General features: G+C 67.7%; 12 protein-coding genes. 3 read left to right on the plus strand and 9 right to left on the minus strand.

What is annotated here, in order from left to right; translation table 11 throughout:
* Nucleotides 1-62: 62 nt before the first annotated feature.
* The 5 genes from BLR29_RS26005 to BLR29_RS26025 form a co-directional block, all read right to left on the minus strand.
* A complete protein-coding gene (locus BLR29_RS26005; protein ID WP_092141069.1) occupies nt 63-818 on the minus strand; it encodes a hypothetical protein in 756 nt (251 codons plus the stop codon).
* A gap of 84 nt (nt 819-902) precedes the next feature.
* Nucleotides 903-1211 (minus strand): hypothetical protein, encoded by a 309-nt coding sequence (locus BLR29_RS26010; RefSeq protein WP_092141071.1) that lies wholly within the window; start codon nt 1209-1211, stop codon nt 903-905.
* 176 nt (nt 1212-1387) lie between these two features.
* Complete coding sequence (locus BLR29_RS26015) at nt 1388-2935, minus strand: chloride channel protein (RefSeq protein WP_255371447.1); 1548 nt, start codon at nt 2933-2935, stop codon at nt 1388-1390.
* 121 nt (nt 2936-3056) lie between these two features.
* Complete coding sequence (locus tag BLR29_RS26020) at nt 3057-4037, minus strand: Bug family tripartite tricarboxylate transporter substrate binding protein (RefSeq protein ID WP_092141073.1); 981 nt, start codon at nt 4035-4037, stop codon at nt 3057-3059.
* A 55-nt stretch (nt 4038-4092) separates the two neighbouring features.
* Entirely contained in the window at nt 4093-5619 is a 1527-nt protein-coding gene (locus BLR29_RS26025; RefSeq protein ID WP_092141075.1) for an acyl-CoA synthetase, read from the minus strand.
* A gap of 129 nt (nt 5620-5748) precedes the next feature.
* Here BLR29_RS26025 and BLR29_RS26030 point away from each other — a divergent pair, with 129 nt between their 5' ends.
* From BLR29_RS26030 to BLR29_RS26040, 3 genes are all read left to right on the plus strand, one after another.
* Nucleotides 5749-6669: a LysR family transcriptional regulator gene (locus BLR29_RS26030; protein WP_092141077.1), complete on the plus strand. Its 921-nt coding sequence runs from the start codon at nt 5749-5751 to the stop codon at nt 6667-6669.
* 82 nt (nt 6670-6751) lie between these two features.
* Nucleotides 6752-7279, plus strand: coding sequence for a winged helix-turn-helix transcriptional regulator (locus tag BLR29_RS26035; RefSeq protein WP_092141079.1), 528 nt, complete (start codon nt 6752-6754; stop codon nt 7277-7279).
* Nucleotides 7272-8642, plus strand: coding sequence for an MATE family efflux transporter (locus BLR29_RS26040; protein WP_092141081.1), 1371 nt, complete (start codon nt 7272-7274; stop codon nt 8640-8642). Before BLR29_RS26035 ends, BLR29_RS26040 begins: the two co-directional genes overlap by 8 nt.
* Before the next feature lie 75 nt (nt 8643-8717).
* On the opposite strand, the gene BLR29_RS26045 is transcribed toward BLR29_RS26040, so the two are convergent.
* From BLR29_RS26045 to BLR29_RS26060, 4 genes are all read right to left on the minus strand, one after another.
* Nucleotides 8718-10238, minus strand: a complete 1521-nt coding sequence (locus tag BLR29_RS26045; protein ID WP_092141083.1) for an efflux transporter outer membrane subunit — start codon at nt 10236-10238, stop codon at nt 8718-8720.
* The gene (locus BLR29_RS26050) at nt 10235-13408 is read right to left on the minus strand and encodes an efflux RND transporter permease subunit (protein ID WP_255371448.1); all 3174 of its coding nucleotides are present in this window, start codon (nt 13406-13408) and stop codon (nt 10235-10237) included. The genes BLR29_RS26045 and BLR29_RS26050 overlap by 4 nt, the downstream gene beginning before the upstream one ends.
* Nucleotides 13409-13421: 13 nt before the next feature.
* Nucleotides 13422-14699, minus strand: a complete 1278-nt coding sequence (locus tag BLR29_RS26055) for an efflux RND transporter periplasmic adaptor subunit (protein WP_092141085.1) — start codon at nt 14697-14699, stop codon at nt 13422-13424.
* Between the two features lie 230 nt (nt 14700-14929).
* Nucleotides 14930-17374: a carbohydrate-binding family V/XII gene (locus BLR29_RS26060; protein WP_092141087.1), complete on the minus strand. Its 2445-nt coding sequence runs from the start codon at nt 17372-17374 to the stop codon at nt 14930-14932.
* Nucleotides 17375-17536: the final 162 nt, after the last annotated feature.

Genomic DNA, 17536 nt, shown 5'->3' on the forward strand with positions numbered 1-17536 from the left:
CCCTCTCGAAAATCCTCCAAAAGGCCTTTCGCGGAGCAGTCTCCCCGGCCCTCCGCCCGGGCTTACCAGCTACCCGGATTGACCGGCTTCGCCGGCGCCTTCTTGTCCGACTTTTCAGTCTTCTCCGGCTTCTTCGCTGCCGCGCCCGATGCCGGCGGCGCGAGCGACTTCTCCACCTCCGCATCGCGATTCGCCATCAGCGCGCGCGCCTGCGGCAGCAGCAACTCGATCGTCCCTTCGTTCGGATCTTCGGGAATCGCGTAGAGCTCCACGGTCAGCGGACGCTGCATCCAGCCCGCGTGAACGCTCTTGACGGGCTTGCCCGCCTTGTCCTTCATGTCGACCTGTTCCTGGCGAAACGGCTTGCCAAAGCGCGTGCTCAGCGCCCGTACCGCAGCGTCCTGCGAGCGGATGCCGTCCGTTGGCAACATCACGCCAACCAGCGCGTTGCCATCGACAAGCGCCAGCAGCTTCGGGCCATCCATGAACGCGGGTCGCTTGTCGCGCGGCACGCCGACCTGGCGCATCACGCCATCGCCGCGCAACTCCACGCAGAACGCGGTCACGTCCCGCCCGTCGGGGGTGCGATGGTCGGCACAATCGGGCAGCGCGGGCAGCGGACTGCCGATGACGAGCGTGTCGAGCACGGGCGCCAGGGCACCGGTATCGGCGGTGGCAGCGGTGGCGGTGTTTGTTGCGGTGGCGGGTTGCGGCGCGGCGGCCGCGGGTGCAGATGCGGGTGCGGAAGCGGGTGCAGCAAGGGCGACAGACGTCGCCAGCAGGCTGGCCGCAGCCAGCCCGGCAAGAGGAAATCTCAAAACACACTCCTGAAAACGGCTCCCGATTGGAGCCCGCCTCGGGCCAGGGGTTCCTGTCGCGCCCTGTCGAGTGGCGCCAGGTGCCTAGCGAAGCATTTGCTTCCCGAAATGATAGAGCACCAGCGCGGCGCCCAGGAGCACGGCCCACAGGATCAGGCGTGGCACGGCGCTCGGCGGCAACTGGCGCGGCGGCGTGCGCTGCACCAGCGGGATGCGCATGCGGGAATTGGTCTGCAGCCCGCGCGTGTGCCAGATCGTCGTATCTGCCCCCAGATCGCGTAGCGGCGGCCTGTCCTTGGCAGGCGTCGCGGCCGGCCTCTGGATTGGCGCCTTGACTGGCTTGTTTGTGGGCGCCTTGGCCTGGCGTGTGCCGGCCGGTCGTTGCGTGGCCATCCTGTACTCCCCTCCCGAAGTCCTGCGATACGCAAAACCGGCGAGTCAGATGTGCCGCCGGAACACTACACGGCCGACCGGTCTGTTGCCGGCGATCCGTGCGCGGCACATGTTAAGACAAAGACGCTCCATGCGCTACCGGTACGCTGCCAGTCGGTGAGGTGAATCCCACACACTCAGGTGGACACCCCCTTGCGGCTGATCGCCACGGCCTCGCGACGGAACCCGTGGGCCATGTGGTGATAGAACGGATGCGGGTTGAACTGGCGCGACAGGAACGACGCCAGCAGCGATGCCGCCAGCAGATACACCGTCAGGTCCTGCGTGCGGGTCATCTCCATGACGATCACGCTGGCCGTGATCGGTGCCTGCGTCGCCGCGGCCAGGAAGGCCGCCATCGACACCAGCGCCAGCACGCGCGGCTCCGTGATGCCGGGAAGAAAATGCGCGACGGTCTCGCCGATACCCGCGCCAATCGCCACCGCCGGCGTGAAGATACCGCCGGGGATGCCGGCGAAGTACGACACCACCGTGGCAACCAGCTTGGCAAACCCGAACCACAACGTGCTGTGGGGTTCGCCATTGATCAGGCCGGAGGCTTGCTCGTAGCCCGTGCCGAAGGTCGCGCCCGCCGTCGCCCAGCCCAGGATCGCGACGATCAGTCCGCAGCCAAAGGCGACCCAGATCGGATGCGCCGTGGGCCATCCCCGCCATTTCACGGGAAGCAGGCCCGGCACGCCACCGACCAGTACCTTGGCGAACAACCCGCCGAAGACGCCATTGACCACCGCGCACAGGAGCACCGGCCCCCACGCCTCGTGGAGGACCAGCATCGGCACCTCGACGTGAAAATACGGGTTGTTGCCGAACACGGCCAGCGACAGGAAACCCGCGGTCAGCACACCCGATAGCACCAGCCTGTCCCAGCGTACGGCCGTGCCGCGCCCGAGTTCCTCGATGGCGAACACCACCCCCGCCAGCGGCGTGTTGAACGCCGCCGCGAGGCCGCCCGCAGCGCCGGCGGCGATCAGCGCGTTGGGGTGAAAGCCAATGCGGAACCGGAGCTTTTCCTGGCACCACCGGCCCCAGGCGAGCATGGCCGCAGCCCCCACCTGCACGGACGGCCCTTCGCGGCCGACCGATGCGCCGGCGAGCAGCGCGCCGGTTGTCAGCAACACCTTCCACATCGATTGCCGGAACGACACCAGCACATTCTGCGCGACGCCGTTCGGCGGCAGCGTGACGGCGGCGATCACTTGCGGAATGCCGCTGCCGCGCGCCTGCGGCGCCAGCCGGATGGTGAGCCAGCGCAGCGCGGCAAGCCCGAACGGCAGCATCACAAACGCCAGCCACGGCGTGGCCGAAGTCAGTCGCCCGTTCCAGCGCAATGCCAGTTCGGCGATATAGGCAAAGAGAATCGAAAACAGCGCCACACAGCCGGCGCCGCACATGAACACCGCGTAACGCAGCGACGTGCGCGATATCCGGCCGACCTGCCGCGTCTTGCGTTGCGCGGCGCGCGCGGCTTGCTGTCGCAGCCGGCGCGCCCCGCTGGGCTTGTCATCGAGGGGGAGACCGGGGGCGGATTCGGGAGGTGAGGTGGAGGCAGTGGTGCGATCCGGTCGATCCGATTCACGCGATAAATCCGACTCATCGGTCGGCTTGGCCGCATCGCGACGCGGGACGGATCGGGGCGAATCAGGCGGTTCGACGGACTCGGTCATGGAGGCGCGCGAGAGCAGTGGCAACGAAGACGTCCGCCGCGCCCCCTGCGGCGGTAGCCGCACCGGGCATGCCGCAGCGTCCTCGTACTATAGCCCGCCGATCCCGGCCCCGCGCCGCCGATCAGTCCAGGCTGATGTGGTTGGCGCGAATGACCTTGCCCCAGCTCTCGCGGTCGGCCGTCACATAGCGGTCGATTTCCGCTTGCGTGCGCGGCGCCTGGACGACCAGCCCCAGCGCACCAAACGTGTTGCGGAACTGCGGATCGACCAGCACACGCGCCGCTGCGGCTTGCAGTTTGCCCACGACATCGGCGGGGGTCTGCGCCGGAACGGCCAGCCCGAACCACGTGGCGGCGTGGAAATTGGGATAGCCGCTTTCCGCCACCGTGGGCACATTGGGCAGCACGTCCAGCCGCGAGCGACCGGTCACTGCCAGCGCCTTGAGCTTGCCAGCCTTGATATGCGGCAGCGAGGTGCTGACCACATCCACCATCAGCTGCACGTCGTTGGCCAGCAGCGCGGACAATGCCGGCGCGCTGCCGTTGTATGGCACATGGGTGATGTCGACGCCGAGTTCGGACTTCAGCATCTCGGTGGCCAACTGCAGCGGATTGCCCAGCCCGACGGACGCGTAGTTGAGCTTGCCGCCAGCGGCCTTGGCATAACCGGCAAAGTCGCGGGTGTTGCCGGCCGGCACCTGGTTGTTGGTGACAACGACCAGCGGCACTTCGATGCCGATCGTGATGACCTTGAAGTCCTTTGGATCGTAGCCGGGCTTCTTGTAGAGCATCGGGTTGAGCACCATGCTGGCGCTGGTGCCCATCAGGATCGTGTAGCCGTCCGGCTGGGCGCGCGACACGCTCTGCGTGCCGACCATCGTGTTGGCGCCCGGGCGATTCTCCACGACCACGGGCTGCTTCAGTTCGCGCGACATCCCCTCGGCCAGCGCGCGGCCGAACTGGTCGGTCGAGCCGCCCGGGGTGTAGGGCACGACCAGCTTGATCGGGCGCTCGGGGTAGGCGGCATGGGCAGTCGGCACGACGCCGGCGGCGACGGCAAGTCCGAGCGCACTGGCGGCCAGCATGGCAGTTCTGCGATACATCGGTGGTCTCCTCTCTCTTATTGTGGATTGCTGTGGCAAGGCGTCGCGGGGGTACTCAGACGCGGCGCTGCCGTCCCGCCCAGTGCTGATCGCGCAGCCGACGCTTGGCGAGCTTGCCGGTTTCGTCGCGCGGCAATTGCGCCGTGACCTCGATCGTGCGCGGCACCTTGAAGCCGGACAGCCTGCCCTTGAGCCAGTCGATGACCGCGGCGGGCTCGATCGTCACGCCCTGCACGGGCTGGACCACGCCATGCAGGCGCTCGCCGTATTCGTCGTCGGGCACGCCAAACACCACGCAATCGGCCACGCCGGGGTAGCGCACGAGTTCGTGCTCGATCTCGGCCGGATAGATGTTCACGCCGCCGGAGATCACCATGTCCGATGCGCGGTCGCAGATGAACAGGTAGCCGTCGGCATCCACATAGCCCATGTCGCCAAGCGTCACCAGACCGTCGCGGTCGATGGCGCGGCGGGCGACGTTGTTGTTGAGGTAGGTGAAGTCCGGGTAGGCGGGCTGGCGTACATAGATCAGGCCGACGTCTCCCTGCGCGCAGGGGTTGCCGGCTTCGTCGAGGATGCGCAGGCTGGCGGCATCGACCGGGCGCCCTGCGGTCCCGGGTCGCTCGGCCGCATCGGCCGGCGTGGCCACCGTGATCATGCCGGCTTCGCTGGAGGCATAGGTCTCGTGGATGACGGGCCCGAGCCAGTCCAGCATCGCGCGCTTGACCTCGGGCGAGCAAGGCGAACCCGTGGAGGCCACGAAGCGAATCGACGACAGGTCATAGCGCGCGCGCACCTCCGGCGGCAGTTTCAGCAGCCGCACGTACATGATTGGCACTAGGTAGAGCACGTCGATGCGATGCCGTTCCACCAGCGCCAGCACCTGCTCGGCATCGAAGCGCGGCGTCAGCACCAGGCGCTCGGCCATCTGCAGCGCGTTCTGGATAAACACCCCCGGCGCGCTGTGATAGAGCGGCGCCGACATCAGGGCACGGCAGCCCGGTACGATGCCGATGGCCTTGGCCACGACGGAACGCATGCGGGCGAGCTGGTCGTCGAGTTCGTCGAGCGGCACGGGATGCCGCAGCACGCCCTTCGGGCGTCCCGTGGTTCCCGACGTATAGGCCAGGTGCCCGCGCGGCGCCACGCGCGGGCCGTCATAGGCGGGTTGCCCGGCAAGCCAGGGCTCGTATGCCGAGGCGCCACCACCGTCACCCTCCACATCACCGCTTTCACCGTCATGGCGGCCACCGACGGTCAGCACGGCGACGCCGGCCGGAACGACGCCTCGGATCGCAGGCAGCAGGTCTGCATGGACGATCAGCACGCTTGCGGCGCTGTCTTCCAGCAGGAAGCGGACTTCCTCCGCCGTGAAGTGCCAGTTGATCGGGCAGTAGTAGGTGCCGGCGGTGCGGCACGCAAACACCACGTCGGCAAAGACCGGATCGTTGCGCAGCAGGACGGCGACGACCGCGCCCTCTTCCAGCCCCAGCCGGCGCAATCCCCCGGCCAGCCGCGTGCCGCGGTCCTGGACTTCCGCGCCGGGGCGGTGCAACGATTCGAACCAGAGGTCTGCGGGCATTCTCGTCTCCATCATTCCCGGTCTGAAGCCGGGCGAACGGCCACTGTAGCGGTGCATGCGGCTATCGACAATGCGGTGCCCCGGAATCACAATGTTGCGCCTGACTCGACAATCATTCGGACGCCTCGCATGGACCTCAACCTGATCCAGGCCTTCGTGGACATCGTGGAAGCCGGCAACCTCGCGGAAGCCGGCCGCCGGCGCGGCGTCACGAGATCGCAAATCAGCCGGCAGCTGGCGCAACTGGAAGAGCAGGCCGGCATCCGGCTGCTACGCCGGACCACGCGCCGGCTGGAAATGACCGACCCGGGGCAATCTCTCTACGAACACGGCTTGCGCATCCTGCAGGAAGTGGCCGCGGCGCAGGCGGAGATCGACAGCCTGGGCAAGACGCTGCGCGGACACGTGCGTGTGAGCGTGCCCACCGGCCTCGGCGACGCCTTCATCGCCCCGCTGTTGCTGCAGTTCGCCAGGCGGCATCCGGGGATCTCGCTGCGGGTGTTCTTCGCCAATCGCGTGACGGACCTGATCGCGGCGGAAATCGACGTGGCGCTGAAGGTGACGTCCACGCCGCCGCTGGACACCGTGGCGCGCGACGTCTGTGCGATCCGCTGGCAGCTGTGCGCATCGCCGGACTACCTCGCCAGCATTCCGCCCGTGCGGACCCCCTCGGACCTGGCCAAATGCCGTTTCCTGTGCCCGCCCTACACATCGAGACGTTTCGTCTTGACGCTGGGCCGAGACACGTGCGACGGCCCGGAGCGCGAAGACGTGGAGATCGCACCCTCCCTGCAGTCGGAGCACTTCACGTTCCTGATGCACGCGGTGCGCGAGGGCCATGGCATCAGCCTGCTGCCGGTCTATGCGGGCTGGGAGGACGTGCGGCGCGGCACGCTGGTGCCCGTGCTGCCGGACTGGAAACCCGAGGGGCTCGGCAACCGGCTGTACATCATCACTACGCCGAATCCGCACCTGTCGATGGCGACGCGGGCGCTGATCACGTTTCTCCGGGATGCCATCGCGGGCCTCGACGTCTTCACTGCCGAATAGATCACGGATTTTTCCGGCGAGCTTTCAGTTCGCAAGCTATGATCCGTTTTTACTTGCATTTCAAAAGTAAAACGACGAGACCATGGCCCCCACCGACTTTGCCAACATGCCCTGCCCCGTCGCCCGGTCGATGGCGATGCTCGGCGAGCGCTGGGCGATCCTGCTGATGCGGGAGGTGTACTACGGCAGCACGCGCTTCGATGAATTCGAACGGCATCTGGGCATCGCCCCCAATATCCTCAGCGCGCGGCTGAAGACGCTGGTCAGCCACGGGCTGCTGGAGAAGTCGCCCGCGCCCGGCGGCGGTGCGCGCCACATCTACACGCTGACCGAGATGGGCCGCGACTTCTTCCCGGTCTACGTTGCGCTCAAGGGCTGGGCCGACCGCTGGATGGCCGATGAAAAGGGTCCGCTGACCGTGCTCGAAGACAAGCGCGACGGCAAGGAGATTGTTGCCGCCACCCTGGCGCGCCCGGACGGCAGCGCGATCACCGTCGACGATCTGCGCGTGCGCCCGGGACCCGGTGCCGGCCGTTACCTGCGCTCCCGCTTCGGCGAACCCGCGGCCGACGATGTCACCGCCGACACGAAGGCCGGGAGTCATGACTAAGCCGGACGCCCTCGTGCTCGACGGCACCTCGCCCACCATGGGCGACTTCGTGCCCGCGACGGCCATCGCGCGCCGCATCGCCGTACTGGCGGCGCCAACCAGCCTCGTCGCCATCCTGCAAGCGGGTGCCCAACTGATCGAAACCTGTCTGGCCGCGCGCCAGGGCACGGCGGCGCTGGCCGGCTGGGCCGTGGTGTTGCCGTTCGCGCTGCTGCTCCAGCAAATGTCCGCCGGGGCGATGGGCGGCGGCGTGGTGTCCGCCATCGCCCGCGCCCTCGGCGCCGGACGGCGCGAGGAAGCATCCTCGCTCGTGCTCCATGCCGTGATCATCGCGGTGACGGCGGGCCTGGCCTTTGCCATCGCACTGGCCGGCTTTCCGGAGCGCGTGTTTGGCGCCGTGGCCGGCGCCACCGCGGCGGAGGCCGCGACGCCCTATGCGATCTGGCTGTTCGGTGCCGGCGCGGTGCCCGCGTGGCTGGCCAACACCCTCGCCTCGGTACTGCGCGGCGGCGGACGTCATGCACTGGCCGCGCGCGTGCTGTGCGGCATGTGGATCGTCTTCCCGATCCTGTCGTGGTGGCTGGCCGAGCGCGTGGGGATGGGCCTCGCCGGCATCGGCGCCGCGCTGGCCGCCGTGTCATGGGCGGCTGCGCTGGCCATGGCGCTTGTCGTGATCCGGGGCGGGGCGGGCTTTGTGCCGACGCTGCGCGTGCGGCCGTCCGGCGCGCTGTTCTATCAGATCCTGTCGGTGGGGCTGGTGGCCTGCGCGCTGGCATCCGTCGCCAACCTGACCACGATCCTGATCACCGCGCAATTGCGGCACTTCGGCACCACGGCGGTGGCGGCCTATGGCATCTCGGCGCGGCTGGAATTCCTGATGATCCCGCTGGCCTTCGGCGTCGGCTCGGCGCTGACCGCGCTGGTCGGTGGCGCCGTGGGTGCCGGCGACTGGCATACCGCGCGCCGCACCGCCTGGGTGGGCGCGCTGCTGGCGCTGGTCATCGCCGGCACGGTGGGCGCGGCCGTGGGCCTCGCGCCCGCACAATTCGCGGCGATGTTCACGAAGGATGCCGAGGTGGGCGCAATCGCGGCGCGCGCGCTGTCCTGGGTCGGCCCGGCGTTCGGTGGCTTCGGGCTGGGCATGGCGCTCTACTTCGCGTCGATGGGTGCGGGACGGATGCGCTGGCCAATTGTGGCAGGACTGTGCCGCATCGCGCTGGCGGCCGGCGGCGGGTGGCTGCTGGCCAACGTCGCGGGCATGGGCCTCGATGGCCATTTCCTGGGCGTGGCGCTGGGGATCACCTCTTACGGGCTGATCACGGCGATCGGCGTACGCAAGGGCGAGTGGTCGCCGCGCGCCTGAGATCGCCGCTCCCCCGGCTGGGCGCGGCATCGCCTTCTTGTGGGCACGTCGATCGTCGCCCACCGGCGCCAGCGATCAAGGCTTGGGGGAATCGGCCTGCTGGCGCGCCACGGCTTTCGCCTCCCCACCCAGGCCGGCGTCCCGCACATCCGCCGGCACGGCCGTCCAGCCGCCGCCCAGCGATTTGTACAGCGCCGCGGTGCCCGTGAGTACATCGACCTGTCCCTGTACCGCGGCCAGCTGCGCCGCGAACAGTTTCTCCCGCGCGTCGGTGACCTCAAGGTAGCTCGAATATCCGCCCTCGTAGCGCGCGTCGGACTGGTCCGCGTAGATCGTCAGGCTTTGCTCCTGCCTGCGCAGGCTGCCCAGCCGGTTGCGCGTCTCGATGCCGTTGGCCAGCGCACTGTTCACGTCGGCCAACGCGTTCAGCACACTCGCCTGATAGGCCAGCATCGACTGGTCGCGGACGGACTCGGCGCTCGTCACCTGCCCGCGAATCGCGCCGCCCTGGAACACCGGCTGCGTGAGGCTGGCGCCAAAGCCCCATACCTCCGATGCGCTGTGCCACAGCCCGGCCGGCGATGTCGCAAGCGCACCAAACAGTCCGGACAGGTTCACCGCCGGCAAGAACAGCGCTTGGGCCGCACCCACCTGGGCGTTCGCGGCCACCGCCGATTGCTCGGCCTGCAGCACGTCGGGCCGACGCGACAGCAAGGTTGCCGGCAGGTCGGCCCCGGCAGGCGGCGCCTGCAACTCGATGACGGACTTGCCCCGTTCGATCGGGCCCGGCTCTCTTCCCAGCAGCACCGACAGCGCATTCTCGGTCTGGGCGATTGCCGTGCGCAGCGGCGGGATCGTCGCCTCGGCCGAGTAGTAGTCATTCTCCGACTGCGACAACTCCACCTGCGAGATCACGCCGCCCTCGTAGCGCTGCTTGAAGATATCCAGCGCGCGGCCGCGGGTCTCCAGCGTTGCCTGCGCGATGTCCAGCTGCGCATCGAGGCCGCGCAGCGTGGCATAGCCCTGCACCACCGACGCCGCCAGCGATAGCACCACGCCGCGCCGTGTGTACTCCGCGTTCCACAGGCTCGCCTCGGCGGCTTCCGATTGCCGGCGGATGCGTCCCCAGAGGTCGATTTCCCAGTTGGCGTTGAGCAGCGCCTCATAAGAATTGCGCGGACCACCGGACCCGGTCGCCAACGTGCCGCCAAACGTGCCGCCCTTCTGCCGCCCGGCCGCCGCCGTGGCATTCAAGTGCGGATAGAAGCCCGAACGCGCGACCATCAACTGGCCGCGAAACTCGTCGATACGGGCGGCGGCAATGCGGGCGTCATAGTTGTTGCGCAGCGCCGTCTCCACCAGCGCGGTCAGCACGGGATCGTCGAAGCTGTTCCACCAGTCGCTGTCGGCAGCCACGGTAAGCACGCCGGTATCGAGCCGGTAGGTGGCGGGCTGCGCCACCTCGGGCCGCTGGTAATCGGGCCCGACGGCACACCCCGCCAGCGCGAGTACGGCGGCGATCAACGCGCCATTGCAGAGCCTGGCCTGCCGGATGGCAGCCGGGCGAATCACGGGGTTGCGGATTACGGCGCTCATGGCGATTCTCCGACTGTCGGTGTGGCCGGTGTGGCGGATGTGGGCTCACTCTTACTGCGACCGCGCGCCGCCCACTTGTCGGCGGCCGTGCCCACGAGCCACGAGAACAAGGGCACGAACAGCAGCGCCAGCGACGTGGCCGCGATCATCCCGCCAACGATACCGGTACCGATCGAATGTCGTGAGTTCGATCCCGCACCGGTGGCGATAAACAGCGGCACGGCACCGAGGATGAATGCCAGCGAAGTCATCACGATCGGCCGCAAGCGCAGCTTGGCCGCTTCGACCGCGGCGTCGGCGTGCGACAGCCCTTCCTTCTGCTTCATCACCGCGAACTCGACAATCAGGATGGCGTTCTTCGCGGCCAGCCCGATCAGCGTCACCATGCCGATCTGGAAGTAGACGTCGTTGGACAACCCCCGCAGCAGGATCGCCACGAGCGCGCCGAAAATCCCGAATGGCACCGCCGTCAGGATCGACAGCGGCAGCGACCACGACTCGTATTGGGCGGCCAGGATCAGGAACACCATGACGATGCCGAACACGAACACGATGACGGTGGTGTTGCCGGACTTCTTCTGCTCGAAGGCTTCGCCACTCCAGCCGAAGCTGTAGCTGGCCGGCAGCGTCTCCTTCGCGACGGCCTCCATCGCCGCCAAGGCCTGCCCGGAGCTGTAGCCGCCCGCGGCGTCGCCCGTGATCTTGGCGGCCGGGAAGTTGTTGAAGCGCGAAAGCAGATCCGGACCGCTGGCGTAGTAGTTGCGCAGCAGACCGGACACCGGCGCCATCTTGCCGTCGCGGCCACGCACATAGAGGTACTCCAGGTTGTCCGGCGAGGCGCGGTACTGCGGCTCGGCCTGCAGGATCACCTGCCAGACGCGGCTGTATTGCGAGAACTGGCTGACATAGAGCGAACCGAATTGCGTCTGCAGCGTGCCGTAGACGTCCGCGATCGGCACGCCCATGGTCTCGGCCTTTTCCTTGTCCACCTCCACCCGCATCTGGCGCGAAGCGGACTGGATCGTGCTGGTCAGCCGCCCGAGTTCCTTGTGGCTGGCCGCCGCCTTGATGAACTTACGCGTCACGCCCTCCAGCTCGGCGGTGTCGCCGGTGCCGCGATTCTGGATCCAGAACTCGAAGCCGCCCTGCGAGCCCAGGCCGGGAATCGACGGCGGGTTGACCGGGATAATGATGGCCTCCGGTATCGCGCGCAGCTTGCCCGTCATCGACGCCAGCATGGCGGGCACCGACAGGTCCGCGGAATCCCGCGCCTTGAAGCCCTTCATGCCAACGAACACCGTGCCGGCGTTGGTCTTGTACTGGCTGTCGATAAAGCTGTACCCGGACAAGGCGGACGCATCCTCCACGGCCGGATGCTGGCGGAACATCTCGGCCACCTGCGCCGTCACCTTTTCCGTGCGATCCAGGCTGGCGGAGTCCGGCATGATCACCGCCACCAGCACATAGCCCTGGTCTTCGGCCGGCACGAAGGCGGTGGGAATGTGCGCGAACAGCTGCCAGGTGGCCAGCAGCATGACGGCGAACATCGCCAGCGCGATCACGGCGCGGCGCATGAACGTGCGCACCCAGTTGCCGTAGTGATGGACCACCCAGTCAAAGCGATGGTTGAACCAGACAAAGCCGCGCCACGGCGTGTGATGACCGGGCTTGAGAATCATCGCGGCCATGGCCGGCGACAGCGTCAGCGCGCAGAAGCCGGAGATCACCACCGATATCACCAGCGTCAGCGCGAATTGCCGATACAACTGCCCGGTCGTGCCGGACACGAAGGCCACCGGGATGAACACGGCCGACAACACCAGCACGATGGCGATCACGGGCCCGGTCACCTCGCTCATCGCCCGCAGCGTGGCGTCGCGTGGCGACAGCTTGAACTCCGCCATGTTGCGCTCGACGTTCTCCACCACCACGATCGCGTCATCCACCACGATGCCGATGGCCAGCACCAGCGCAAACAGCGTCAACAGGTTGATCGAGAATCCGAGCGCCAGCAGCCCCGCGAACGTGCCGATGATCGACACGAACACGGCCACCACCGGGATCACGGTGGCCCGCAGATTCTGCAGGAAAATGAACACCACCAGCACCACCAGGATCACGGCCTCGACCAGCGTGTGGACCACTTCCTCGATGGATGCGCTGACGAACTCGGTGGTGTCCAGCGAGACCTTGTACGCCACGCCGGCCGGGAAGGTCTTCGACATCTCGTCGAGCGTCTTGCGAACTTCCTTCGCCACCTGCAACGCATTGGAGCCCGGCTGCTGGTAGACCGCGATGATCGTCGCCGGCTTGCCGTTCAGCGCCGAGCGCAACGTGTATTGCTGCTGGCCGACTTCCGCGTGGCCGATGTCGCGCAGACGCACGATGGCGGCGCCGTTGTTATCGGCGCGCAGGATGATGTCATCGAACTGCTCGGGCGTGGTCAGGCGGCCCGGCGTGACCAGCGGGAACGACAACTCCACCGGGCGGGCGTTGGGCGCCTGGCCTACGCTGCCGGCGCCGAACTGCTCGTTCTGGCTCTGCACCGCGCGCTGCACGTCCTGCGCCGTGATGCCGAGCGCCGCCATGCGGTCGGGCCGCAGCCAGATGCGCATGGCCAGGTCCGCGGAACCCATGATCTGCGCCTGGTTGGCGCCGTTGACGCGCTTGATCGCGTCCAGCACGTACAGGTTGGCGTAGTTGTTGATGTACTGCTGGTCGTAGCGACCATCGGAGGAGTACACGCCGATCAACAGGAGGAAGCTGGACGACCGCTTCTGCACGTTGATGCCGGTCTTCTGCACGGTATCCGGCAACTGCGGCAACGCCAGGTTCACGCGGTTCTGCACCTGCACCTGGGCGGTGTCCGGGTCCGTGCCGATGTCGAAATAGACGTTCAGCGTCATCGACCCCGTGGGTGACGACGTGGACTGCATGTAGATCATGTTGTCCGCGCCGTTGACCTGGGTCTCTATCGGCGCGGCAACGGTCTGGGCCACGGTGTCCGAGTCCGCGCCCGCGTAGGTGGCGGTGACGGTCACCTGCGGTGGCGTGATGTCCGGATACTGGGCGATCGGCAGCGCGAACATGGCAACGCCGCCACCGATCACGATGATCAGCGACATCACGATCGCAAAAATCGGCCGGTTGACGCAGAAGGCGGAAAGCATGGCGGCCTCCGGTTCAGGACACGCCGGCCACGGGTGCGGCGGGTGCGGCGGGTGCGGCGGGCGCGCTGACCGGGCGCAGCGAGGCCGGGGCGCTGCCTTCGCCCACGGCGGCGTCCGGCGCCTGGCCGGTCACGTGCACCGGCGCCCCTGCGGTCAGCTTGCCGGCTCCGTCGACAACCACGGTCTCGCCGGCCTGCAGGCCCTTGGCGATGCGCCACATCGGCCCTGAAAGCTCGCCGACCATCACCGGACGCGGCTCGGCCTTGTTGTCCTTGCCGACCACGAACACGAGATCGCCCTTGGGCCCATGCATGACCGCGCGCTGTGGCACGACGATGGCCCCGGGCCGCGTGGCCCCGTTGACCAGCACGCGCACGAACTGGCCGGGGCGCAACTGGCCATCCGGGTTGGGCATTTCCGCCCGCACGAGGAACGTGCCGGTCTGCTGGTTGTAGGTGGCATCCGCAAACGTGATCAGGCCCTTGTGCGGATAGTGCGTGCCGTCGGCCATCACCACGGTCACCGTATAACGCTCGTCCGCCGGCGCGACGAGCGCATGCGCCTTCTGCTGCGCGCGCAAGGCCAGCGTCTGCGGCTCTGACACGCTGAAGTTGATGCGCATCGGTTGCAGCGTGGAAACCGTGGTCAGCAGGCTGTTGGTCTGGCTGACATAGGCCCCCACGGGCAGCACGGCAAAACTGGATACGCCGTCCACCGGCGACCGCACATAGGTATAGGAGAGATTCAGCTTCTGGGTCTCGACCTCGGCCTGCGCCTGCTCGACACCCGCCGACGCCGCATGGAAATTGCCGTTGGCGTCATCGAGATCCTTTTGCGACAGCGCGTTGCGCGCAGCCAGCGGCTTCACGCGCGCCAGGTTGGCTTGCGCCACTTCCAGCCGGGCCTTCTCCTGCGCGAGTTGCGCCTTTGCGGCGTCGAGCTGCGCCTCGAACGGCTTGTGGTCGATCTCGAACAGCAACTGGTTGGCCTTGACCACCGCGCCTTCCACGTAGTTGCGCTTGACGAGGAAGCCGGCGACACGTCCGCGAATATCCACGGCCTGGTCGCTCTGCGTCTGGCCGACGAAGTCAAAGGTCACGGGCAAGTCTTGCGCGACCGTCTTGAAGACCTGGACCGGGACAGCCTGCTGCGCCGCGGGCGGCGGCTCGGACTTGCCGCACGCCGCCAGCGCGAGCACCGTGGCGGTGAGCGCGATGGCGCGGGTTGCCTGCCCGATTGTCGCGGGCCGGCGCACTTGCGCTGCCGGAGCTGCCAGGTCTGCCAAGGTCATTCGCACTCCCTGCCGTCAGGCATTGTCACGCCGGCTGGCCGCGTTGCGTCCATCCGGCAGGTTAAGTCGCCGCAGTCGCCGCGACCATTCAAATCTTTAGCCGCCGCATTAAGCGATTTCGGCGATATCGCGCGGCGTGTGGGTGCTTCTTGCGTCGCCCGACGCAGCCATCGCGGCATAGGCCCGCCGCCCGGCATGGCCATCGCGGCCTTCAGGCTGCCGGCGCGACGTCAGCGGCGGAAGCCATGGAAATGGCCGCCACCTCCGCCAAAGCGGCCACCGCCCCCCTGGAAGCCTCCGCCGGCAAAGCGACCCTGCCACTGCTGCGCCGCCGTATTCCCAAATCGTTGCTGGCCCACCTCCCGCGCCTGCCGCTGCTGATCCAGCCGGCTGTTGACATCGCTGTTGGGCTGCACTGGCTGCCAGCCGTCACTCGTGTGTTTCTGCCAGCCGTCGTCCGTGCGCTGATAGACGTTGCCGTCGTGGCCCGCGTAGACGTTGCCGTTGTTCCAGGCAACCGCGTTGTTCTTGTCCGGATTGGCGACAAACCCGCGGCTACCCGCCGTTTGCGCTCCAGTCTGCGTGTTGCCGGCCACGCCGGCTTCCGCCGCACCGACCCGGCCCGTCTGTGCGTTATAGCCAGCGACCTGACGGCCCGCCGCGTAGTTGCCGGTGTATTCGTTGCCCACCACGCCGCCGCGTCCCGCGCCTTCCCTCCCGGTCGACGGATTGGCGAACGATCCCTGGCGCCCGGCCGCATAGTTGCCGGAATACGGATTGAACGCGGCGCCCTGGCTGCCCTGGAAGCGCGCGCCCGTTGCGGCGTTGTAGCCCGCGCCCGCGGTGCCGCGCCACTGAGTGCCCGTCCAGGCACTCCAGCCCTCTGCATGCGTGACCGTGCCCTGCCCCCAACGGCCGTAGAAATTGGTCTGGTTCACATTGACGTAATTCCAGTTGGCGCCGCCCCACCAGTACGGCCCCCAATATGGCGATGCCGCACCCCAGATCGCCCCGACCGCGAAGCCGAACGCAAAGCCCTCGGCCACGCCGACGCCGAAGCCTGCGCCATAGCCATAGGTCGCGGGATAGCCGTAGTAATAGGTGCCGACATAGGGCGGATAGATGTAGCCGGTGCCGTAGACGACCGTGCCGTCGGCACTGACCACCACGCCCATGTAGCCGGGGGTATAGCCGACGACCACGGTGTCCGGCGTAACGGAGTAGATACGCACATAGGTCACGTAATACAGCGGCGAGCTGGGCGGAATCGTGTAGATCGCAGAGGGAACCTCTGTCGCCACGCGCCACGGGCCGCCCGGCGCGCTGGCCGTGAACCACACGCCATTGGCCACCGCGTAGTAGTGACTGCTGTCGACTTCAATCACGGGCGTGCCGGTGTTGATCGCGTAGTTCAGCGAGGTGCCGGTGATCGCCGTGAACTTTGGCGTGCCGTCATAGACGATGGCCACAACTGCCTTGGACCGGGATACCGACGCCGTCTGTGGAATCGTCGCGGCGATCTCGGCCTCCTTCGCTTGCGGCGTACCCGGCACGGAAACCAGTACATTGGCCTTGGCATCCTGCGGCGAGATCCTCGCGAAGTCCGGCGGCAACTGCGTGCCGGCGACGTATTCCCAGGGGCCGGTCAGCATCGGCGCACGGAACCAGCGGCCAGAAACCAGTACGTAATACTGGTTGGTCGACGGATCGACAAACACCGCATGGTCGGCATTGGAGATTGTCAGCAGGTTGACGCCGCCGACGGGCGCCATCTGCGGTGCGCCGGTCGTGACGATCAGCTCCGCCGGCTGCGTGACCAGCAGGATCTCCGGCGCCCTGGCCGGCTTCTTGCCGTTGGCAGGCAGCATCGGGTCGGGCTTCGGCTCGTTCTGGCTGGCGCCGGCTTTGCTGGCTGCACCGAGCAGCGCGGCGGGCGGCGAGGCCACGGCCTCCCACGCGCCGCCGGCTGACTCCGACCGGTACCAGTAGCCGGCCGCCTGCAGCCAGAGCTCGCCACCGCCGTCCCGCAGCAGCAGCGCGCGGCTGTTGAGGGCGCGCTCGAAGCGGGTGCCGGGTACGGGACGCCAGACGGGATCGCCATCCACATGGACGAGCAGCGTCGGCGTGGTGGCGAAAAGGATCTGCGGCACGTCGTTCTTCACCGGCACGCGGACCGCGCGCGCCAGCTCCTGCGACACCGCGTAGCTGGCCTGGAGTTCGTCGAGCGGCACCGTCAGGCCCTTCGCCGGCAACCGCGCGATCAGCGCCTGGCGCACGGCATCCGCGGCGCCGGGCCGCGTGGGCACATCCACGCTTTCCACCTGGATCTGTGTCAGCTGGACCAGCGACGACGGCTTGTCGATATCGGCCGTCGCCGAGAATCTCACCACCCCATAGGTAGGCGTACCATCCTTGGCGCCCACGGCCACGGCCGCCCGGCCGGACATGCGGTTGCCTTCCCATTTCTCGATCTCGGGCTGGTACATCTCGATGTGCTCGCCTGCCGCGTCAAAGTTGCGCGGCCATGCCAGCGACGGCAGCTTCTGGGCGGTACTGGCGGTCTTGCCGGCGCTGGCTGCCAGCGCGGCAGGCGAGGCGCCGGTCAGCAGCGCGGCGGCAACCAGCACCTGGGTCAGCGCGGCGCGCGGGATGGAACGCGGAAAGCGGAACGCCATGGATTCTCCATCCATTCCTGGAGCGATTTAATGGAGCCATCGGGACAGAAATTGGGCAGCATCCGACACAGCCTGCCTCGTCAGATGAATCTAAAGGAGCGCGTCGGCCGGAACAATCGGATTCAAAAACATTCACTGTCCCGATGGAAAACGGACAGATCA

It is taken from the genome of Cupriavidus sp. YR651, from assembly GCF_900101625.1.
Classification (GTDB): Bacteria; Pseudomonadota; Gammaproteobacteria; order Burkholderiales; family Burkholderiaceae; genus Cupriavidus.